18 protein-coding genes and 1 pseudogene are annotated in these 19,773 nt (G+C 72.2%); 12 read left to right on the top strand and 7 right to left on the bottom strand.

Translation table 11 applies throughout. The annotated features are described in order from the left end of the window. Positions 1 to 4: 4 nt before the first annotated feature. A complete protein-coding gene (locus tag L6E12_RS26335) occupies positions 5 to 607 on the top strand; it encodes a TetR/AcrR family transcriptional regulator (protein ID WP_236230596.1) in 603 nt (200 codons plus the stop codon). A 192-nt stretch (positions 608 to 799) separates the two neighbouring features. Here the strand turns inward: L6E12_RS26335 and L6E12_RS26330 are convergent. From L6E12_RS26330 to L6E12_RS26320, 3 genes and pseudogenes are all read right to left on the bottom strand, one after another. Further along, a pseudogene (locus L6E12_RS26330) lies at positions 800 to 1,719 on the bottom strand (PIN-like domain-containing protein). 92 nt (positions 1,720 to 1,811) lie between these two features. Continuing rightward, on the bottom strand, positions 1,812 to 3,176 hold the full coding sequence (locus L6E12_RS26325) for a cytochrome P450 (protein ID WP_236230595.1): 1,365 nt from the start codon (positions 3,174 to 3,176) through the stop codon (positions 1,812 to 1,814). A 252-nt stretch (positions 3,177 to 3,428) separates the two neighbouring features. After that, positions 3,429 to 4,616 (bottom strand): TetR/AcrR family transcriptional regulator, encoded by a 1,188-nt coding sequence (locus L6E12_RS26320; protein WP_236230594.1) that lies wholly within the window; start codon positions 4,614 to 4,616, stop codon positions 3,429 to 3,431. A 130-nt stretch (positions 4,617 to 4,746) separates the two neighbouring features. Here L6E12_RS26320 and L6E12_RS26315 point away from each other — a divergent pair, with 130 nt between their 5' ends. The 5 genes from L6E12_RS26315 (at position 4,747) to L6E12_RS26295 (ending at position 9,777) form a co-directional block, all read left to right on the top strand. Beyond that, on the top strand, positions 4,747 to 5,961 hold the full coding sequence (locus L6E12_RS26315) for an acetyl-CoA C-acetyltransferase (protein ID WP_236230593.1): 1,215 nt from the start codon (positions 4,747 to 4,749) through the stop codon (positions 5,959 to 5,961). A 10-nt stretch (positions 5,962 to 5,971) separates the two neighbouring features. Continuing rightward, positions 5,972 to 8,134 (top strand): 3-hydroxyacyl-CoA dehydrogenase NAD-binding domain-containing protein, encoded by a 2,163-nt coding sequence (locus L6E12_RS26310; RefSeq protein WP_236230592.1) that lies wholly within the window; start codon positions 5,972 to 5,974, stop codon positions 8,132 to 8,134. A 121-nt stretch (positions 8,135 to 8,255) separates the two neighbouring features. After that, positions 8,256 to 8,639 (top strand): helix-turn-helix domain-containing protein, encoded by a 384-nt coding sequence (locus tag L6E12_RS26305; protein WP_236230591.1) that lies wholly within the window; start codon positions 8,256 to 8,258, stop codon positions 8,637 to 8,639. Next, positions 8,636 to 9,454, top strand: coding sequence for an alpha/beta fold hydrolase (locus L6E12_RS26300; RefSeq protein WP_236230590.1), 819 nt, complete (start codon positions 8,636 to 8,638; stop codon positions 9,452 to 9,454). The genes L6E12_RS26305 and L6E12_RS26300 overlap by 4 nt, the downstream gene beginning before the upstream one ends. Continuing rightward, a complete protein-coding gene (locus L6E12_RS26295) occupies positions 9,451 to 9,777 on the top strand; it encodes a DUF4180 domain-containing protein (protein WP_236230589.1) in 327 nt (108 codons plus the stop codon). The genes L6E12_RS26300 and L6E12_RS26295 overlap by 4 nt, the downstream gene beginning before the upstream one ends. Positions 9,778 to 10,202: 425 nt before the next feature. Here L6E12_RS26295 and L6E12_RS26290 read toward each other — a convergent pair whose 3' ends face one another. Together L6E12_RS26290 and L6E12_RS26285 are read right to left on the bottom strand one after the other, a co-directional pair. Next, positions 10,203 to 11,024 carry a siderophore-interacting protein gene (locus L6E12_RS26290; protein ID WP_236230588.1) on the bottom strand — a complete coding sequence of 274 codons (822 nt, stop codon included), beginning with the start codon at positions 11,022 to 11,024 and terminating at the stop codon, positions 10,203 to 10,205. Between the two features lie 43 nt (positions 11,025 to 11,067). Next, positions 11,068 to 12,516 carry a PucR family transcriptional regulator gene (locus L6E12_RS26285; protein WP_236230587.1) on the bottom strand — a complete coding sequence of 483 codons (1,449 nt, stop codon included), beginning with the start codon at positions 12,514 to 12,516 and terminating at the stop codon, positions 11,068 to 11,070. A gap of 124 nt (positions 12,517 to 12,640) precedes the next feature. On the opposite strand from L6E12_RS26285, the gene uraD reads away from it, so the two are divergent. From uraD to L6E12_RS26260, 5 genes are all read left to right on the top strand, one after another. Beyond that, a complete protein-coding gene (gene uraD, locus L6E12_RS26280) occupies positions 12,641 to 13,135 on the top strand; it encodes a 2-oxo-4-hydroxy-4-carboxy-5-ureidoimidazoline decarboxylase (protein WP_236230586.1) in 495 nt (164 codons plus the stop codon). Beyond that, complete coding sequence (gene uraH / locus L6E12_RS26275; RefSeq protein ID WP_236230585.1) at positions 13,132 to 13,446, top strand: hydroxyisourate hydrolase; 315 nt, start codon at positions 13,132 to 13,134, stop codon at positions 13,444 to 13,446. The genes uraD and uraH overlap by 4 nt, the downstream gene beginning before the upstream one ends. Beyond that, positions 13,446 to 14,306, top strand: coding sequence for a factor-independent urate hydroxylase (gene pucL / locus L6E12_RS26270; protein ID WP_236230584.1), 861 nt, complete (start codon positions 13,446 to 13,448; stop codon positions 14,304 to 14,306). Before uraH ends, pucL begins: the two co-directional genes overlap by 1 nt. After that, the gene (locus L6E12_RS26265) at positions 14,303 to 15,700 is read left to right on the top strand and encodes an 8-oxoguanine deaminase (RefSeq protein ID WP_236230649.1); all 1,398 of its coding nucleotides are present in this window, start codon (positions 14,303 to 14,305) and stop codon (positions 15,698 to 15,700) included. Before pucL ends, L6E12_RS26265 begins: the two co-directional genes overlap by 4 nt. A gap of 265 nt (positions 15,701 to 15,965) precedes the next feature. Next, positions 15,966 to 17,972, top strand: a complete 2,007-nt coding sequence (locus tag L6E12_RS26260; protein WP_236230583.1) for a diguanylate cyclase domain-containing protein — start codon at positions 15,966 to 15,968, stop codon at positions 17,970 to 17,972. A gap of 70 nt (positions 17,973 to 18,042) precedes the next feature. Here L6E12_RS26260 and L6E12_RS26255 read toward each other — a convergent pair whose 3' ends face one another. Then, positions 18,043 to 18,306: a hypothetical protein gene (locus tag L6E12_RS26255; RefSeq protein WP_236230582.1), complete on the bottom strand. Its 264-nt coding sequence runs from the start codon at positions 18,304 to 18,306 to the stop codon at positions 18,043 to 18,045. 341 nt (positions 18,307 to 18,647) lie between these two features. After that, positions 18,648 to 19,166 carry an ATP-binding protein gene (locus tag L6E12_RS26250; RefSeq protein ID WP_236230581.1) on the bottom strand — a complete coding sequence of 173 codons (519 nt, stop codon included), beginning with the start codon at positions 19,164 to 19,166 and terminating at the stop codon, positions 18,648 to 18,650. Between the two features lie 166 nt (positions 19,167 to 19,332). Between L6E12_RS26250 and L6E12_RS26245 the strand changes: the two genes are divergently transcribed. Then, complete coding sequence (locus L6E12_RS26245) at positions 19,333 to 19,755, top strand: hypothetical protein (RefSeq protein ID WP_236230580.1); 423 nt, start codon at positions 19,333 to 19,335, stop codon at positions 19,753 to 19,755. Positions 19,756 to 19,773: the final 18 nt, after the last annotated feature.

The following is a 19,773-nucleotide window of genomic DNA, read 5'->3' as shown; positions in this document are numbered from 1 at the left end:
CGCGATGGTCGAGGCAGTCCGCGAACCCCGCCAGGACCGCAGCCGGGTCACCCGGCAGCGGCTGCTGGCCGCCGCCGTGGACTGCCTCGCCGAGGTCGGCTGGTCCGGCAGCACGGTCTCGGTCGTCGCCGAACACGCGGGCGTCTCCCGGGGCGCCGCCCAACACCACTTCCCCACCCGCGAAGACCTCTTCACCGCCGCCATCGAGTACGTCACCGAGGAACGCCTCACCCACCTCCGCGCCAACCTCCCCAACCTGCCCCCCGGCCGCGACCGCACCGAGTTCGTCGTCCACACCCTCGGCGAGATGTTCACCGGCAAACTCTTCCGCGCAGCCCTCCAACTCTGGGTCGCGGCGGCCTCCGACGAATTCCTCAAGGCTCAGGTGGTGCCCCTCGAAGCCCGAGTGGGCCGCGAAACCCACCGCCTCACCCTCGAAGCCCTCGGCGTGGACGAATCCCGCCCCGGCATCCGCGAAGCCGTGCAGGCAACCCTGGACATGGCCCGAGGCCTGGGCCTGGCCAACGTCCTCACCGACGACACCAAACGCCGCCGCCGAGTCCTCGACCAGTGGACCGCCATGCTGACTACCGCGATCACCGACTGATCCGGACGGCCGCACTTTCTAGAGCCCCGTTTGCGCACGTACGTGTCCTCGATGCCAAACCGGCTGGCGACCCGCTTCAGGTCAGCGCAAGTCACCTGCGGCACGGCACTGTTCCGCTCCCGGTTCTGCGTTTCCTTGCCGAAGTCCTTCGGCCGTTGCGCTCCGAGTGGGCGTACATCCAATCCGCTAGTCTCACCATCTTCGCGGGCTCGTTCGTTGTCTGGCGTATCTGAGGAATAGCTGCTTCGCCAATTGCTCGTCGTCAGGCCGGGGTGTGGTGTTCAGCAAGTGGTCGACTCGCTCAACCTCGGCTGCCGAGGTGGGGCTGATGTTCGCGTTGATGGTGCTGCCGATGTCCCGCAGGAATTCCTGGGGTTGCAGCATGAACAGCATCCGGCCCGTACGTCGTCGGAACTCCTCGACCAGTTCGAGTCGCGGGCCCAGTGCCCGGTCCCGGTTGCGGCGCCACCAGTCCTCCTTGGTGTCGCTGGTGACGAAGAGCGCGTCGCACCCGGCGTTCGCCGCCGCGCGGAGGAGTTGTTCCCAGACTAGATAGTCGCCCGCGCGGGATGCCTCGTCCTTGTCGCTGTCCCGGTAACCGGGGGGCAGTTGGGCTTGGATTCGCCGTTCGGCTTCTTTCAGTGCCGTGGCGTGGTCCTCGTCCGGGAGTGGCGGTCCGACCCGGCCCTCGAGGATGCGGGCGAGTCGGGTGACGATGGGGTCGAGTGCGGTGTCCTGGGCGCCATTGACGCGGTCCTTTTCCGCTTGTGCGTTGATCGAACCAATTGCCCGGTCGAAGGCGGGGCCGAGTTCACCCAACACCTCATCGCGCAGGTCGTCGGCCAAGGCGGCCTTCTTGGCCCAAGTGGACATCGTAGCTCGGTGGCCCGGCGCGCTTTCTCCAGCGCCCCGACCGCCTCTTGGGCGCCTGCCCACGCACTCTTGGCGGTGGCTTCGCGGTTGCGCCAGAATTCCTTCAACGCCTGGTGCGGCACCCACAGTCGGGCACCGATCATTTCCATGAGCGACATCAGGTCGTTGCGGGTGGCTTCGTTGTACCGATAGAGGTTCAACAGGACGTTGGCGTCCAAGGCGATGAGGCCGGAGGTCACAATGTCCTTGTAGTCCCCGGGTTGTGGGGTGCGATAACCCTCAAAACCGTCGAAGATCCCCGATCCGCCCGCCGTCGGTGGTTCTTCCTCGCTCACAACCGTTCCAGGCGGATCGGGAGGTTGTCGGCGGGGACGGGGATGGAACTGGTGTCCCACACCAGTTCGTAGTCCGGTGGGAACTCCCAGCGGTAGGTGCGCAGGATCGCGTGCAGCAGGGCCTTCACCTCGAACATCCCGAAGTGCATCCCCAGGCACTTGTGCGCGCCGCCGCCGAAGGGCATCCAGGCGTAGCGGTGGGACTTGTCCTCGCGGCGGGGTTCGGCGAAGCGGTCCGGGTCGAAGCGGGTGGGGTCGGTCCAGTAGTCGTCGAGTTTGTGGCTGATGCCGGGGGAGAGGAAGACCAGGGTGCCCTCGGGGACGTAGTGGCCTTGCAGGGACGTGTCCTTGACCGTGCGGCGGGCCAGGGTGGGCAGGGGGGCGACCAGGCGCAGGGATTCCTTGACCACCAGGTCCAGGGCGGTGAGGCCGCCCAGCGAGGTGACCGTGGGCGGGTCCACCGACAGGCACTCGGCCCTGGCCCGGTCCTGCCAGTCGGGGTGGTGGCCAAGCTGGTGCATGGCCGAGGTGAGGGCCGTGGTGGTGGAGTCGGTGGCGGCCATGATGATGAAGATCATGTGGTTGACGACGTCGTCGTCGGTGAACATGTGGCCCTCGTCGGTGCGGGCCTGGCACAGCGCCGTGAACAGGTCGGTGGCGGTGCTGGTGCGGCGTTCGGCGATGCGCGGGCGGAAGAAGTCCTCCAGGGCCTTGCGGCCGCGCAGGCCCGCCGACCAGCGGCCGCCGGGGACCGGGTGGCGGACCACCGCCATCCCCGCCCGGGAGGTGTCGGTGAAGGCCCGCTGCAGGGCGGCGGAGTCCTCGACCGGGGCGTCCATGAACACCTCGGTCGCCACGTCGAGGGTGAGGCGGCGCAGCGCCGGGTAGACCGGGCCGGGTTCCCACGTGGGCACCACCCGCTTGGCCAGGGTGTCGACCCGGTCCAGGTAGCCCTCGATGCGGCTGGTGGTGAACGCCTCCTGCATGAGCCTGCGGTGGTGCAGGTGCTCCTCGCTGTCGAGCAGGAGCAGGCCGCGGTTGAGGAACGGGCCGACCAGGAAGGTCCAGCCCGCCTGGGAGAACGCCTTGTCCCGGTTGACCAGCACCTCCTGCGCGGCGTCCGGGCCGGTGGCGGCGACGATGCGCGTCCCGAACGCCCGCGCCCACGACACCGGGCCCAGTTCCCGGTGTCGGCGCAGCCCGAAGTCGCCCTGCCGGAACATCGACAGGGTGTGCCCGAGCACCGGGGGACCCGCGTCCCCGGGCACCGGCCGCAGGTCGCTGTCGGCGGGGGGTGCCGCCAAGTCGGTCACCGGCCACCGCCGGTCCGACAACCACCGGTCGAGCATCCCCGTCGCCATGTCCCACTCCCCGCGGCCCGGCCCGCGCGCACGGTGCGCGGTGAAGATCAGCAGACGATAGCCAGTGGCCCGCATGCTGCCGCACCGGACCTGCTCCGTTGTGTGATCAACCGGATTCGCGTGGTGAGTGCCGCCGTTCGGTCCAACACGTGCGGCCGGACGCCGTCACCCGGGGGTCACCGCAGGCGGTCAGGAGGTGGTGGGAACGGGCGCTCGGTGGTCACCCGCCGGTCGCGCGACGGTGTGGTTCCGTCACCGGTCCTCGGCCGCGGCGCGCAGCACCGTGTCCGCCAGCGCGGACAGCTCGTCGGCCAGGCCGGGGCGGGTGGTGAAGCGCTGGGTGCGCGGGATGTCGTTGACGATGGTCAGCGCGGCGTGCACGGCGACCCGGGCCGCGGGCTCGTCCAGCCCGGGGGCGACCTCGCGCAGCAGCCGGACCCACTCGGCGACGTACCCGCGCTGCATCGCCCGCAGCTCCCGGCCGTCGCGCTCGGGCAGGTTCGCCAGCTCGGTGGTGTAGACGGCGATCAGGTCGTCGGAGCGCAGGACCGTGTCCACGTAGGAGCGGGCGAGCCTGCGCAGCGCGTCCGCCGGGTCGGTGGCGGTGGCCAGCGAGTCCTCCAGGCCCAGGGTGAGCCGGTCGGCCATCCGGCGCGAGGCGGCCAGCAGCAGGTCGGACTTGCCCGCGAAGTGCCGGTACACGCTCGGCCCGGCGATCCCGGTGGCCGCGCCGATGTCGTCCATGCTGACCGCGTGGAACCCGCGCTCGCGGAACAGCCGGGTGGCCGCGGTCAGCAGCTCCTCCCGGCGCGACGGGGTGGGTGCGACCCGGGTGCGCCACTCGTCCGCGCGCGGTGCCGGGGTGGGCAGGTCGGCGCGCACCACCGCCTCGCCGAGGTGGGCCAGCAGCGGCGCGAACCCCGAGCGCGGGGTCGCGCGGTGGTCGCCGACGCTGCCGAACACGCTCAGCGCGGCGAAGCACAGCAGGTGCGCCTGCCCCGACGACAGCTCCGGGCGCAGGCGGCGCAGGCCGGTCAGCCACGCGCTGAGCAGCGTCGTGGCCCGCCCGCGCAGCTCCTTCTGGTCGGCTTCGCGCAGGTGGCGGCCCTGCCAGCGCCACAGCGCGGTCAGCTCCCTGCGCTCGATGGAGACCTCGGCTGCGGCCAGCAGCAGCGGCGCGAGCCTGCTCTGCGGGTCGTCGGCGAGGCCGGACACCGCGTCGTGCACCCGTTCGGCCAGCTCGTCCACCCCGGTGAGCAGCACGTGCCCGAGCACGTCCTGCTTGTTCTGGAAGTGCCGGTAGAGCGCGGAGGCGGTGATGCCCGCCGCGGCGGCGATGTCGCCGACGCCGACCGAGTGGTAGCCGCGCTTGCCGAACAGCGCCGCCGCCGCGTCGGCCAGCTGGGCCCTGCGGTTGCGCGGCCTGCTCCGAGCGGTCACCGGCGCCCCTTCCTGGGTGAGGTTCGGATTGCAACCATAGGGTGGCCGTCTCACATTGACAACCAGCGGATTCGGGGCATTATGTGAATCGTCATTAGCGCACACGTACCGTCGGAAGGACTGGACGAGCGTGAGTAACGAAGCCTTCATCTACGAGGCGATCCGCACGCCGCGCGGCCGTGGCAAGAAGAACGGCTCGCTGCACGGCGTCAAGCCCATCTCGCTCGTCGTGGGACTCATCGACGAGCTCAAGACCCGCCACCCGGACCTGGACCCGGCCACGATCGACGACATCGTGCTGGGCATCGTCTCCCCCGTCGGGGACCAGGGCTCGGTGCTCCCGCGCACCGCCGCGATCGTCTCGGGCCTGCCCGACAGCGTCGCGGGCGTGCAGCTCAACCGGTTCTGCGCCTCGGGCCTGGAAGCGGTCAACACCGCCGCGGAGAAGGTCCGCTCCGGCTGGAACCAGCTCGTCATCGCCGGTGGCGTCGAGTCGATGTCGCGGGTGCCGATGGGCTCCGACGGCGGCGCGTGGGCGATGGACCCGGAGACCAGCTACGAGAGCTACTTCGTCCCGCAGGGCATCAGCGCCGACCTGATCGCCACCATCGAGGGCTTCTCCCGCGCCGACGTCGACGCCTACGCGGTCGAGTCGCAGAAGCGCGCGGCGGCGGCCTGGTCGGCGGGCTACTTCACCAAGTCCGTGGTGCCGGTCAAGGACCGCAACGGCGTGGTGCTGCTCGACCACGACGAGCACATGCGCCCGGAGTCCACCGTGGAGGGCCTGGGCAAGCTCGGGCCGTCGTTCGCGGGCATGGGCGAGATGGGCGGCTTCGACGCCGTGGCGCTGCAGAAGTACCACTGGGTCGAGAAGATCGACCACGTGCACACCGCCGCGAACTCCTCCGGCATCGTCGACGGCGCCGCGCTGGTGCTGGTCGGCAACGAGGCGGCGGGCAAGGCCGCGGGCCTGACCCCGCGCGCCCGCATCGTCTCCGCCGCGGTGACCGGCGCCGAGCCGACCATCATGCTGACCGGGCCCACCCCGGCCGCGCAGAAGGCGCTGCGGCTGGCGGGCCTGACCCCGGACGACATCGACGTCTGGGAGCTGAACGAGGCGTTCGCCGCGGTCGTCATGAAGTTCATGAAGGACCTGGACATCCCGCACGAGAAGATCAACGTCAACGGCGGCGCCATCGCCATGGGCCACCCGCTGGGCGCCACCGGCGCGATGATCACCGGCACCGTGGTCGACGAGCTGGAGCGCCGCGGCGCCCGCCGGGGCCTGGTCACCCTGTGCATCGGCGGCGGCATGGGCGTCGCGACCATCATCGAGCGAGTCTGAGGCCGGGAAGATGACCGAGAACATGATCAAGTGGGAGTCCGACGCCGACGGCATCGTCGTGCTCACCATGGACGACCCGAACCAGTCCGCGAACACCATGAACGACACCTTCCGGGAGTCGTTCGGCGCCACGGTCGACCGGCTGGAGGCCGAGAGGGACTCCATCACCGGTGTGGTGATCACCTCCGCGAAGAAGACCTTCTTCGCGGGCGGTGACCTCAACCAGCTCGGCAAGGCCGGGCCGGGCGACGCCGCGGAGATCACCGAGCGGGTCGACGGCATGAAGGCGCAGCTACGGCGCCTGGAGCAGCTCGGCAAGCCGGTCGTGGCGGCCATCAACGGCGCCGCGCTCGGCGGCGGCTACGAGATCGCGCTGGCCACCCACCACCGCGTCGCCCTCGACGCCAAGGGCAGCGAGATCGGCCTGCCCGAGGTGAGCCTGGGCCTGCTGCCCGGCGGCGGTGGCGTGTCGCGCACCGTGCGGCTGCTGGGCATCCAGAGCGCGCTGCTCAACGTCCTGCTGCAGGGCCAGCGGCACAAGCCCGCCAAGGCCAAGGAGCTGGGTCTGGTCGACGAGCTGGTCTCCACCCCGGAGGAACTGCTCGCCGCGGCGAAGGCGTGGGTCAAGGCCAACCCCGAGGCCGTGCAGCCCTGGGACGTCAAGGGCTACCGCATCCCCGGCGGCACCCCGTCGAGCCCGTCGTTCGCGGCGAACCTGCCCGCGTTCCCGGCGAACCTGCGCAAGCAGCTCAAGGGCGCCCCGATGCCCGCCCCGCGCAACATCCTCGCCGCGGCCATCGAGGGCTCCCAGGTCGACCTGGACAACGCCACGAAGATCGAGACGCAGTACTTCGTGGACCTGGTGTGCGGCCAGGTGTCGAAGAACATGATCAAGGCGTTCTTCTTCGACCTGCAGGCCATCAACAAGGGCAACTCCCGCCCCGACGGCCAGCCGAAGTACACCGCGCGCAAGGTCGCCGTGCTCGGCGCCGGGATGATGGGCGCGGGCATCGCCTACTCCAGCGCCCGCGCGGGCATCGAGGTCGTCCTCAAGGACGTCACGATCGAGGCGGCGCAGAAGGGCAAGGCGTACTCGGAGAAGATCCTGGCCAAGGCCGTGGGCCGGGGCAAGCTGACCCAGGAGAAGGCCGACGAGGTCCTCGCCAGGATCACCCCGACCGCCGACCCGCAGGACGTCGCCGGGGTGGACCTGGTCGTCGAGGCGGTGTTCGAGTCGCCGGAGCTGAAGAAGAAGGTCTTCGGTGAGATCGAGGACCTGGTGGCGCCGGACGCGCTGCTGGGCTCCAACACCTCCACGCTGCCGATCACCCTGCTGTCGGAGGGGGTGAAGCGGCAGGAGGACTTCATCGGCCTGCACTTCTTCTCCCCGGTCGACAAGATGCCGCTGCTGGAGATCGTGGTCGGCGAGAAGACCTCGGACGTGGCGCTGGCCAAGGCGTTCGACTACGCGCTGCAGATCAAGAAGACCCCGATCGTCGTCAACGACAGCCGCGGCTTCTTCACCAGCCGGGTCATCGGCACGTTCATCAACGAGGCCGTGGCCATGGTCGGCGAGGGCCTGGTGCCCGCGTCGATCGAGCAGGCGGGCACCCAGGCCGGGTACCCGGCGCCGCCGCTGCAGTTGCTCGACGAGCTGACGCTGACCCTGCCGCGCAAGATCCGCGACGAGACCAAGGCCGCGATCGAGGCCGCGGGCGGCACCTGGCCGGGGCACCCGTCCGACGGGGTGGTGGACCGGATGGTCGATGAGTTCGACCGCAAGGGCCGTTCGGCGGGCGCGGGTTTCTACGAGTACGACGACGAGGGCAAGCGCGCCGGTCTGTGGACGGGGCTGCGCGACGCCTTCGGCGGCGGCAACGAGATCCCGTTCAAGGACATGCAGGAGCGGATGCTCTTCGCCGAGGCGCTGGAAACGGTGAAGTGCTTCGACGAGAACGTCCTGCGCACGGTGCCGGACGCCAACATCGGCTCCATCTTCGGCATCGGCTTCCCGCCCTGGACCGGTGGTGTCATCCAGTACATCAACGGCTACCCCGGTGGGATCGCGGGCTTCGTGGCCAGGGCCAACGAGCTGGCGGCCGCCTACGGCGAGCGCTTCACCCCGCCCGCCTCCCTGGTCGCCAAGGCCGAGAAGGGTGAGATCTTCGAGTAGTCGTCCCCTCGACCGCTCGTCCCCTAGCAGGCGCTCCGACTCCGGTCGGGGCGCCTGCTGTTGTCTCTATGACTCCCTACGTATCGATGTTAAAGTCGTTTAGGGAAGTTTAGGGAGTGATATGGACTGGCTGTCGGTGGACCAGGTCGCCGAGGCGCTCGGGCTGCACGTGCGGACCGTGCGCGGGTACATCCGCGACGGGCGGCTGCGCGCGCAGCGGATCGGCAAGCAGTACCGGATCTCGCGGGCGGACCTCGACGCGTTCACCGGCGTGGCCGCGCAACCGGGGTCCACAGTGGACGTCACGACGATCATGCAGGTGGAGGACATCGACCGGGCCAACGCCGACCGGGTGACGACGGCGGTGATCGCGGTCGCCGGGCAGGGGTTGCGGGTGCAGACGGTGTTCGACGAGAAGCGCGGCCGGTTGCGGGTCATGGCCTTCGGCGACCCGGGCGCCTGCGCGGAACTGCTGCGGATCGTGGAAGCGGTGGTGCGCGGGTGAGCGGCATCTACCGGGCGCGCGGTGACGAGGTCCGCGCCGCCTACCGGGACCTGCTCGACCGCTGGCCGGTGCCCGCCGAGCGGCTGGTGGTGCCGACGCGGCACGGGGACACGTTCGTCGTGGTGTCCGGCCCGGTGGACGCGCCGCCCGTCGTGCTCGTGCACGGCTCCGGGTCGAACACGGTGATGTGGCTGGACGACGTCGCCGAGTGGTCGCGGGAGTTCCGGGTGGTCGCCGTGGACGTGCCGGGTGAACCCGGCCTCAGCGCCGAGACCCGGCTCCCGCTCGACGGCCCGGGGCACGCGGAGTGGTTCGACGACGTGCTCGACGCGCTGGGCGTTGCCGATGCGGCGTTCGTCGGGGTGTCGCTCGGCGGCTTCCTCGTCACGGACTACGCACTGCGCTCGGACCGGGTGCGGCGGCTGGTGCTGCTCAACCCGGGCGGGTTCGCGCCGCGCCGGGCCGGGTTCATGGTGAAGGGCGTGCTGCTCGCGCTGCTCGGCGAGTGGGGGCTGCGGCGGTCGATCAAGGCCGCCGTGGGGGCGGTGCCGCCGGAGTTGGTGGAGTACCTGGTGTTGGTCTTCGGCAACTTCAAGCCCCGGATGGAGCCGCTGCCGGTTTTCGGGCAGCTCGGGTTGGCGATGCCGGTCCTCGCCCTCCTGGGCGCCCGGGACGCGATGCTCGACGCGGCGGCGACCGCTCGTCGGCTCGCCGCCGAGGTCCCGCACGCCGACGTCCGGGTGCTCCCCGAGCAGGGGCACTACCTCACCGGCCAGACCGCGCCGATCCTCGAATTCCTCCGGGAGGAACCATGATCCTGCACGTGCCGCCCACCGGACCCGTGCTCGACGCGGCGGGCGCGATCGACCTGATCGGCGACGCCTGGGCGGCTGAGGCCACGTGGGTGGCGATCCCGGCGCAGCGGCTGGGGGCGGACTTCTTCACGTTGCGCACCGGGGTGGCGGGCGAGATCGTGCAGAAGTTCGTCAACTACCGCCTCGGTTTGGCCGTGGTCGGCGACATCTCCGGGTACACGGCCGGGAGTTCGGCCCTGCGGGCGTTCGTGGCCGAGAGCAACCGCGGCAGGCAGCTCTGGTTCACCGCTGATGTTGCGGAGTTCGAGGCCCGGCTGCTGTAGGCCGTGTCCAGCTCTTGAAAGCCCGGTCGTTTGTCGGTGGTGCCCGGGTGGGTGGATCTGCTTGGGCGGGGCCCCTACAGCGATCATGTGCCCGGTGTGACTGAGTGGGGCGAAAAGAGTGCCCCACTGCCCGGGCAGGCTTGCACATGATCGCTTCCCCCACCCAAGCAGATCCACCCACCCGGGCATTGGCGTAGCCGGGCCTGCGGTTGCGGGGGTGGCTGGTTTTCGCTGCGCCGGTGGGGTTCCAGGTGGCTGGCCGTCCGGCTGGCGGTTGGTGGGGTGGTCGGGAGCTGCGCATGGTGGGATTCGATGTGACGAGCCGCTGGCCGCCGGTTGCGAGGGTGGCTGGTTTTCGCTGCGCACGGCGAGGTTTCGGGTGGCAGGTGGCCGGGCAGCGGTTTGTGGGGTGGTTGGCCTGCTTCCTAGCCGTCGCGGGCGACGCGTTCCCGGGCGTCGGTGAGGTCTTCGGGGGTGGGGGCGTCGTCCTGGGTGAGGGTGTGGCGCCAGTAGCCGGTGAACTCGATGCGGGGTTTGGGGATGCCCCGGTCGACCAGGTGGCGGCGGAGGGTGCGGGTGATCGTGGCCTCGGCGGCGACCCACGCGACGGTGCCGGGGGTGATCGCCGCGGAGCGGACCGCGTCCAGCAGGAGCGTGCTGTCGGCGGGTGCAGTCGAGCCGCGGGGGAGCCAGGTGACCGGGTGGGGCAGGTCCTGGGCGTCGGCGAGGTCGGGGACCTCGATGAAGACCTGGGCGGTGGCCGGGTCCGGGAGGGACTCCAGGAGCGTGGCGATGGCCGGGAGGGCGGCGAGGTCGCCCGCGAAGAGGTGGTCGTCGCCGCGGGGGAGGGCTCGGGCGTACTGGCGGGCCGGGCCGTAGCGGGCCAGGGTGTCGCCCACCCGCGCCCCGGCCGCCCACTCGGTGGCCGGGCCCGGGGTTTCGTGCAGGGCGAAGTCGACGTCGATCTCGGCTGCCCTGCGCCGGAGGTGGCGGACGGTGTAGCTGCGCATCCAGGGGCGTTCCGGTTCCGGGATGGCCATGAACGCCTGGTACCAGCGCATCACGTCGGCCGGGTGCTCGGCCGGGACCCTCGGCTCGGACTGGCCCGCGCGCGGGAAGCACAGCTTGAGCTGCTGGTCCGGCCACCGGGTCAGGGTGTCCAGGCCGTCGCCGGTGAAGGTGACGCGGGTCGTGTGCGGAGTCAGCCGCCGGACGGCGGTGACGTGGACGGAGGACACCGGAGCCATCGCGAACCCCCTTGCGGACCCCTTTGTGGACCGGAGCGCCAAGTCAAGCGGACCCGAGTTCCAGCGCCAGCACCAAGTCCACCTGCGCGGCCAGGGACGACAGGTCGCGGCCGGTCAGCTCCTCGACCCGGCCGACCCGGTAGCGCAGGGTGTTGACGTGGACGTGCAGCTTCTCCGCGGCCCTGGTCCACGAGCCGGAGCAGGCGAGGAACACCCGCAGCGTGTGCACCAGGTCGGACTGGTGCTCGGCGTCGTAGTCCAGGACCGGCCCGAGGACCCAGCGGCGGAACGCGGCGCGCTGGTCGTCGGGGACCCCCACCAGCAGGGTGTGGAAGGCGCCCAGTTGCACGCCGTCCTGCACCCCGGCCCGGCAGTCGCGGCGCTCGGCGACCAGGCGGGCGTTGCGGGCCTGCTCGACCGAGGTGGGCAACCCCGCCGCGTCGGTGACCCCGCCGACGCCGATGGCCACCCTGGCGTCGCCGAACCCGCGCTCCAGCAGCCGGGCCAGCTCCACCAGCTCGTCGAGCACCCGGTCCCGCCGGTTGCGGCGCACCCCGAGGACGGCGAACACCTCCTCGTCCACCTCGGTCACCACCGCCGCCAAGCCCAGCGTCTCCGCCAACTCGGCCAGCACCGCCGCGGCCACGTCCGGTGTCGCCTTGTCCGCCGAGGCGCTCAGCACGCACAGCTCGTCCGGCCGGGTGAACCCGGCCGCCACCCGCTCCAGCGGCACCCGAGTCGCCGCGCGGCGGGCGCTGTCCAGCGCGGACTGCTCGTTGGCCGCCGCCGCCGCCAGGACGTCCACCAGGTGCCGCTGGTGCGACGACCACTGGGCCTGGTCGCCCTGCACCGCCACGAACCAGTCCAGCGCGCGCGTCCCGGTCACCGACGCCTCCGCCACGGTGTGCGGGGGGTGGCCGGGGCCGCGCACGGTCAGCGGCAGCCGGGTCGCCTCCAGGAACCGGCGGACCAGCCCGTGGCGCAGCCCGATCGGGGGCACCGAGGTCGTGCCCGCGACGACCCGGCCGGTGGGGGAGAGCACCCAGCAGCCCGCCTCCAGCGCGGTCGCCGCGTTCGCCACCGCCGTGGCCAGGTCCGGCACGCCCTCGCCCGCGCGTGCCCTGGTCCGGGCCGCCCCCAGCACCACGTACTCGGTGACCGAGGCGAACGACACCTCGCGCGGCACCTCGAACAGCGGCACGCCGTGGCGGAAGCACGCCGCGATCAGCTCCGCGGGCACCTCGCCCGCATCGGTGACCCCGGTGCCCAGCGCCACCGCGCCCGCCTCGGCCAGCGCCGCCACGAACGCCTCCGCCCGCTCCGGCCGCCACCAGACCAGGCCGGTCAGCACCAGTTCGCCCCCGGTCAGGTAGCGCGACGGGTCCGGCTGGTCGGTGGTGTAGACGTAGCGGACCGGCCGCTTGGGGTCCTCGGGCGGGACGTGCACCTCCAGCCCCAGGTCCGGGTGGTCGAGGAGCGACTCCAGGTTCACTCAGGTCCTCCGGGGTGGCGGGCCGGTCAATTGGAGGAACCTACAAGAGATCCCCGGGGGGCCTGCTGTTTCTTCGTCGCTTTTGCCGGTGGCCTGTTTCTGCTAGCGCGTGTTGACTGGCGTCGTGCCGGGCGACCTCCTCACCACCACCGACAGCGTCGACACCGCTGACCTGCTCTCCTGCTGCGCCTCGCGCCAGTGGGCCGAGGAGGTCGCGGCGCGGGGCCCGTTCGACGACCTCGACGACCTCGTGGCGGCCTCCGCCGAGGTGCTCGCCGGGCTGGACTGGTCGGACGTGCTGGAGGCGCTGGAGGCGCACCCGCGGATCGGGGACCGGGCGGGCGGCGCCGACCGCGAGTCCGGCTGGTCGCGGCAGGAGCAGTCGGCCGCCGCCACCGCCGACGACCGGATCAAGGCGGACCTGGTCGAGGGGAACAGGGTCTACGAGGGCCGGTTCGGGCACGTCTTCCTCATCTGCGCCACCGGGCTGCCCGCCGAGGCCGTGCTCGCCGCGCTGCGCCACCGGCTGACCAACGACGAGACCGAGGAGCGCCGCGCCGTGCGCGAGGAGCTGGCCAAGATCGTCGAGCTGCGGCTCGGGAAGCTGGTGGGCGGATGAGCCTCACCCTGTCCACCCACGTCCTCGACACCGCCGTCGGCCGACCCGCCGCAGGTCTGCGGGTCCGGCACGAGCGCCGCGACGGCGACACCTGGGTGCCCGTCGGCGAGCACACCACCGACGACGACGGCCGCGTGCCCGGCTGGGCCGCCGAGCCCGGGGAGCACCGGTTCACCTTCGACACCGGCGCCCACCTGGGCCCCGACGCGTTCTACCCGGAGGTCAGCGTCGTCTTCCGGGCGGCAGGGGGCCACTACCATGTGCCGCTGCTGCTCAGCCCGTTCGGCTATTCCACATACCGGGGAAGTTGATGACATTCGAGCTCGGCGAGAACCAGTACGGCAAGGCGGAGACCCGGCTGGTGCGGGTGGACCGCGGTCCCCAGGCGCACGGCATCACCGACCTCAACGTCACCACCACCCTCGCCGGTGACCTCGCCGCCACGCACCTGACCGGCGACAACACCGGCGTCCTGCCCACGGACACGCAGAAGAACACCGTCCACGCCTTCGCCCGCGACGGCATCGGCGAGATCGAGGAGTTCGCGCTGCGCCTGGCCCGCCACTTCGTCGACTCCGCCCCGGCGATCACCCGCGCCAGGGTGCGGGTCGAGCAGTACGGCTGGGAGCGCATCCCCGCCACCGGGCACTCCTTCACCCGCACCGCGGGCACGCGCACCGCGTCGGCCACCTACGACGGCACGACGGCGTGGGTGGTCTCCGGCGTCGAGGGCGTCACCGTCCTCAACACGACCGGCTCGGAGTTCCACGGCTTCCCCCGCGACCGGTACACGACGCTGGCCGAGACCTCCGACCGGATCCTCGCCACCGACGTCACCGCGCGCTGGCGCCACGCCGACCCCACCCGGACCGACTGGGCGGCCTCCTTCGCCGGGGCCAAGGACCGGCTGCTCAACGCCTTCGCCGCCACCTACAGCCACTCGTTGCAGCAGACGCTGTACTCGATGGGCCAGTACGTGCTCAGCGGCGACGACGGCCTCGCCGAGGCCCGGCTGGCGCTGCCGAACAAGCACCACTTCCTGGTCGACCTGGAACCGTTCGACCTGGACAACCCGCAGCAGGTCTACCAGGTGGCCGACCGGCCGTACGGGCTGATCGAGGGCACCGTCCGCCGCACGGGCGCACCCGATCCCGGACTCGCCTGGTGGTGACCCGGACGGTCGTCCAGGGCGCGGCCGTGGCCACCGTGGACGCCCGCGGCACCGAGTACGCCGAGGGCCACGTGATCGTCGACGGCGGCCGGATCACCGCCGTCGGCGCCGGGCCCGCCCCGGTCGGACCCGGTGACCGCGTCGTCGACGGCCGCGGCTGCCTGGCCACCCCGGGCCTGGTCAACACCCACCACCACCTCTACCAGTGGGCGACCCGCGGCTACGCGCAGCAGTCCGACCTGTTCCACTGGCTCGTCGAGCTGTACCCGGTGTGGGCCGGGCTGGACGAGGACACCACCCGCGCCGCGGCCACCGCCGGGCTGCTGCGGCTGGCCCGCACCGGCTGCACCACCGCCGCCGACCACCACTACGTGTTCCCCGCCGCGGGCGGCGACCTGCTCGGCGCCACCGTCGACGCGGCGGGCGCGGTCGGCATCCGGCTGCACGCCGCGCGCGGCTCGATGGACCGCGGCGTCTCCCACGGCGGCCTCCCGCCGGACTCGCTGGTCGAGACCACCGACGACGCCCTGGCCGGGACCCAGGCCGCGATCGAGCGCTGGCACGACCCGGCGCCGGACGCGTTCACCCGCGTCGCGGTGGCGCCCTGCTCCCCGTTCTCGGTCAGCGCCGAGCTGATGTCCGGCGCGGCCGAACTGGCCCGCGCCGCCGGGGTCCGCCTGCACACCCACCTCGCCGAGACCGTGGGGGAGGAGGTGCAGTGCCTGGCCGAGTACGGCTGCACCCCGGTGGAGTACGCCGAGCGCACCGGCTGGATCGGCCCGGACGTGTGGCTCGCGCACGGGGTGCACCTGTCCGACCGGGCCATCGCGGTCCTGGCCGCGGGCGGCACCGGCGTCGCGCACTGCCCCACCTCGAACGCCCGGCTCGGTGCGGGCACCGCCCGGGTCGCCGACCTGCTCGCCGCCGGTGTCCCGGTCGGGCTCGGCGCGGACGGCGCGGCGTCCAACGAGGACGGCGGTCTCGGCCCGGAGCTGCGCCAGGCCGCCTACCAGGCCCGGCAGCGCGACGGCGCGGACGCCCTCGACGTCCGGCAGGCGCTGTGGCTGGGCACCATGGGCGGCGCGCTGTGCCTGGGCAGGCAGGACGAGCTGGGCTCGCTGGAACCGGGCAAGCTCGCCGACGTCGCACTGTGGCGGCTCGACGGCCTGGCGCACGCGGGTATCGCCGACCCGGTCGCCGCCCTGGTGCTCGGTTCCCTGCCGCCGCTGCGGCTGCTGCTGGCCGGTGGGCGGACCGTGGTGGAGGACGACGTCGCCACCCGGGTCGACGAGCACGCCGCCGCGCGGGTACTGGCGGCGGCCAGCACCCGGCTCGCGGTCGCGGCGGGGCTGTCGGGGCCGTCGAACAGCAGTGCGCTGCGTCACACCCGTTAGTCGCTCTCCGTGGTTGTCGCCAGGGGCGATGGTCCTCGATCGGCGGACCCGACGACCCGCTTGATCGGGTGCTTGCGCCGAATGGGCACATCCGACCAGAGCCCTTGTGCCCGAACGGTCTTCGCCCTACTGGGTGTGTTGTCCCCTCGCGACCGATCACACCCGATCGGCCTATCGCCCGATCCCCGCCCGATGGGTAGGAAGGTGGCACTCGGTACCCGATCGGGTGCAGAGTTGTTGCCGCCCCCGGAATCTAGGACGGACCATGACCAGCCCACCCCGTGCCGAGCTGGCCGTCGGGTGGGCGACCGCGTTGTCCGCGCTCGTCTTCGTGCCCACGCCGCACGAGGACGTCGAGGCCGAACTCGGTGCCCTGCTCGACGACATGCTCGCCCACGCCCGCGCGGGCGACCACACCGCCGCCGCCGGGATCGGCGCGCGGTTGGTGGACGCGGGCTTCGCCACCGCCGACTGCCTGCGCGTCTCGCTGCCGCTGCTGCGCCGGGCGCTCACCGCACTGCCCGACCTGGACGACGCCGCCGTGGCCGAGGTGGTCGCCGCGGTCGCGGTCGGGTTCACCGAGGCCTCCCGGGAGCGGGTCTTCACCGAGCAGCGCGGTCTGCGCGAGTCCCTGCTGCACCGGCGGGAGAACGCCGAGCGCGAGCTCGCCGCGGTCGAGGAGCGGTTCGAGGCGGTGTTCGCCGCGGCCGTGCAGGGCATGGTCCTGAGCACCCCGGACGGGCGGGTCCTGCGGGCGAACGAGGCGCTGGAGGTCGTGCTCGAACACCCCGCGGGCACGCTGCCGGGCACCGTCGCCGACCTGTTCCACCCCGAGGACCGCGCGTACCTGGTGGACCGCTACGCCGAACTGGTCGCGGGCGACTGCGCCCGGGTCGACGAGCAGCGCATCCGCTTCCTGCGCCGCGACGGCGAACCGGTCTGGGTGCGCGTCGTGGTGCTGCCGCTGCGCGACCGCGACGGCGCGACCACCGGCCTGGTGACCATGGTGGGCGACTTCACCGACCTGCACCTGCTCGAGCACAAGATGAGCTTCCAGGACACGCACGACCTGCTGACCGGGCTGCCCAACCGGGACGCCTTCGTCGGCAGGCTGGAGGAGGCGCTGGAGACCGGCGCCGAGCTGTCCGTGCTGCACCTGGGCCTCGACGACCTCGCCGTGGTCAACGACGGCCTCGGCCGGGCCGCGGGCGACCGCGTGCTGCGCGAGGTCGCCAACCGGCTGGAGTCCGTGGTCGAGGGCCGCGGCGCCGCGGTCGCCCGGATCGGCGGCGACGAGTTCGCCGTGCTGCTCCCGCACACCCCCACCACCCGGGTCGGCGACCTGCCCGCGGAGATCAACGACGCGCTGGCCGAACCCACCTACGTCGCCGGGGGCGGGACCGCGGCCTCGGCGACCATCGCCGTGGCCAGGCTGCCCGCGCGCGGCACCCGGCCCGAGGAGCTGCTGGCCGCCACCGACGCCGAACTGCGCGCGCTCAAGGCGCAGGGCAAGCGCCAGTGGGGCCTGGTCGACGCCGACGAGAACGCCCGCCGCCGCGAACACCACCGGCTCGCCGCGTCCATCCCCGGCGCCTGGGAGTCCGGCGAGCTGTCCGTGGAGTTCGAGCGCGTCCTGGCCGTGCCGTCGGGGGAGGTGGTCGCGGCCCGCGCCCTGCTGCGCTGGGACCACCCCGACCACGGCAGGCTCGACGACGCCCGCTGCCGCGCGCTGCTCGCCGACACCGGCCTGGGCGTCCCGCTGGGGCACTGGGTGATGGAGCGCGCCCTCGACGCCGACCTGGGCGGGGTTCCCCCGTACCTGGAGCTGACCGTCGAGCAGGCGGCCGACCCGGACCTCGTCGCCGCGGTCAGCCGGGTGCTCACCACGGGCGGCGCGCTGGAACTGGGGCTGCCGGTCGCCGCGCTGTGCGAGGTGGACAGCCCGGCGGAGGAGAACCTGGGCGTGCTGGTCGACCTGGGCGTGCGCACGGTCCTCACCGGTTTCGGCCGCACCCGCGGCGACCTGGCCTGCCTGGAGGACCTGGGCGACCTGCGGGCGGTCAGCCTGGACGCCACGGTGGTGAGCCGGGTGGCACGGGCCGACGGGTCGTCGATGTTCGTCCGCGCCATCCGCGACCTGGTCCCGATGGTCCGCGACACCGGCCGCTCGGTCATCGCGGGCGGCATCACCGACGCCGCGCAGCTCGACTGGTGGGTATCGGTGGGCGTGGACCGCGCCTTCGGCCCGCACCTGGGCGAGCCGCTGGTCTGAGGGGGTCCCGACCGGCCCCGGAAATGCGAAAAGCCCCCGGGACCGGGGGCCATGCGCAGGTCGGCAACCGTCAGGCGGCTACCGGGGCGGACAGCGCCGCGGTGCCCGCGGGGCTGAGCGTCGCCGGGACCAGTTCGCCGAAGCGGCCGGTGGCCGGGGTGATCAGGCCCGCGTGCGTGAGCAGGTGGGCGGTGAACTGGTCGCAGCACGGGACGCCGTCGATGTAGAGGTCCGGTTCGGCGCTGCACGCGAGCTGGGCGCGGCCCTGGGCCACGGCCCGCAGCATGGCGAGTGCTCTGCGGTTGAGTTCGTGCGGTTCGGTGGTGCTGGTCATCTCTCCCCCTGGTCGAGGCTCTCGTCGGTCTTCGTCGCGACCGACCGCGTGGATGTGGAACTCCGCTCGGTGGTTTCATCGAGTTGAGACCCGCACCACGTTACGGCCGGTGTCCGGTTTGCGAATCACGAACTGCGTTAAACCGTCATTTCCGGTCGTTCACAGCGGTCGGTTGGGTCGGGTGAAAGTCGCTGACCTGGGGGAACGTCGTTCCGCCCGACTTGGTCGATTGTTTTCCCGTCTTCCCATATAGCAGGACAACCGTCCGGTGAAGCTCCCGGATGGCGGGAACGGCGAAGGCCGCGACCGGGGGTCCGGTCGCGGCCTTCGCCGTTCGGGTCCTACTTCTGGTGCCTGCTCTGCGAGCCGTTGAGGCCGTAGAGGATGCGCCCGAGCACGTCCGGGTCCGGCGGGGCGCCCGCCTCCTCCTCGGCGGCGAGCCGCGCGGCCTCCGGCGAGGGCCTGCGCTGGCGGCGGGGCAGTGGGACCGCGCCCGCGTCCATCCCGCCCGGCAGCGGCATCGTCAGCCACAGCATGTGCCTGCCCGGACCGAGGTCGTCGGCGCCGCAGCGCCCACCGGCGGGGGCCGACGGCGCCCGCGCGGGCCGCGACGACTCCACCTCGATCACCAGGTTGCCGCCGGAGAGGCGGACCCGGGCGGTGATCATCCCCGGCGACCCCGGCTCGGCCGCGTCCACCACGGCCCGCGCCAGCCTGCCCGCGGCCGCGGCCGCGTCGTCGCGCATCGACCGCAGCTTCCACTCGGTCAGGGAGAACCGCACGAACATCTCCGTGCACCCCACGGCACTGGGTAGGGCGACCAGTTGAAGGTCGTCCATCTGCTCGGTCCGGTCGGTCATAGGGTGCCTCCTTCGCGTGCGCCAGATGGTGTCACGTCATCCCTCGACTGTGGGACGTCAGGTCCATGTCTCACTCAGCGTGTCCATCTGTCCGCGAATCGGTCACGCACCGCCGCCGATGCGTGGCTGTCTCAAGCTCTAGAACGATGGTGTATCAGTTGACCCCGTGTATGCGAAGCGGTCGGACGGTAGCGACCTTATCGCCGACTTCACCGTCACCCCCGGCGGCGACACGCTGACCCTGGTGATCGAGGCAGCCGGACCCGACGCGGTCAACCCCGACTACGTGGAGGCGCTGACGACGCTGTTGCGCAGGTTGAGCGTGCGCGGCGCCGAGATCGTCACCGCTGAAACGGACACCCGGGTGCTCCTCACCGAGCCCATCGCGCTGGACGGCAACACCGAACCGGAGAAGGTCCGGATGCGGCTGCTCGTCGACCTCGCCGCACCGCCCGCGCACGCGCCGAGGGCGGTGGACATGCTCACCCCGATGATCGGCATCTCGCTGACCTCGGTCGTCGGTGGCGCGGTCAACCGCATCCTGGACGTCTCGGAGAAGACCGTGCTGGTCTCCACGACCCCCCTCTGAGACGGGATTCACCGCCTG

Origin of the sequence: Actinokineospora sp. PR83, from assembly GCF_021056305.1 — a bacterium.
GTDB classification, from domain to species: Bacteria; Actinomycetota; Actinomycetes; order Mycobacteriales; family Pseudonocardiaceae; genus Actinokineospora; species Actinokineospora spheciospongiae.
Note: the sequence above shows the minus strand (reverse complement) of the source record. Positions and strands in the feature narration are given on the sequence as shown.

What these genes read in the sequence shown, in the direction of transcription:
- L6E12_RS26335 (WP_236230596.1), top strand. Translation starts at nt 5, where the DNA reads ATGGTCGAGGCAGTCCGCGAACCCCGCCAGGACCGCAGCCGGGTCACC.
- L6E12_RS26325 (WP_236230595.1), bottom strand. Translation starts at nt 3,176, where the DNA reads ATGGCGACGGGGATGCTCGACCGGTGGTTGTCGGACCGGCGGTGGCCG.
- L6E12_RS26310 (WP_236230592.1), top strand. Translation starts at nt 5,972, where the DNA reads ATGACCGAGAACATGATCAAGTGGGAGTCCGACGCCGACGGCATCGTC.
- L6E12_RS26305 (WP_236230591.1), top strand. Translation starts at nt 8,256, where the DNA reads ATGGACTGGCTGTCGGTGGACCAGGTCGCCGAGGCGCTCGGGCTGCAC.
- L6E12_RS26295 (WP_236230589.1), top strand. Translation starts at nt 9,451, where the DNA reads ATGATCCTGCACGTGCCGCCCACCGGACCCGTGCTCGACGCGGCGGGC.
- L6E12_RS26290 (WP_236230588.1), bottom strand. Translation starts at nt 11,024, where the DNA reads ATGGCTCCGGTGTCCTCCGTCCACGTCACCGCCGTCCGGCGGCTGACT.
- uraH (WP_236230585.1), top strand. Translation starts at nt 13,132, where the DNA reads ATGAGCCTCACCCTGTCCACCCACGTCCTCGACACCGCCGTCGGCCGA.
- pucL (WP_236230584.1), top strand. Translation starts at nt 13,446, where the DNA reads ATGACATTCGAGCTCGGCGAGAACCAGTACGGCAAGGCGGAGACCCGG.
- L6E12_RS26260 (WP_236230583.1), top strand. Translation starts at nt 15,966, where the DNA reads ATGACCAGCCCACCCCGTGCCGAGCTGGCCGTCGGGTGGGCGACCGCG.
- L6E12_RS26255 (WP_236230582.1), bottom strand. Translation starts at nt 18,306, where the DNA reads ATGACCAGCACCACCGAACCGCACGAACTCAACCGCAGAGCACTCGCC.
- L6E12_RS26250 (WP_236230581.1), bottom strand. Translation starts at nt 19,166, where the DNA reads ATGACCGACCGGACCGAGCAGATGGACGACCTTCAACTGGTCGCCCTA.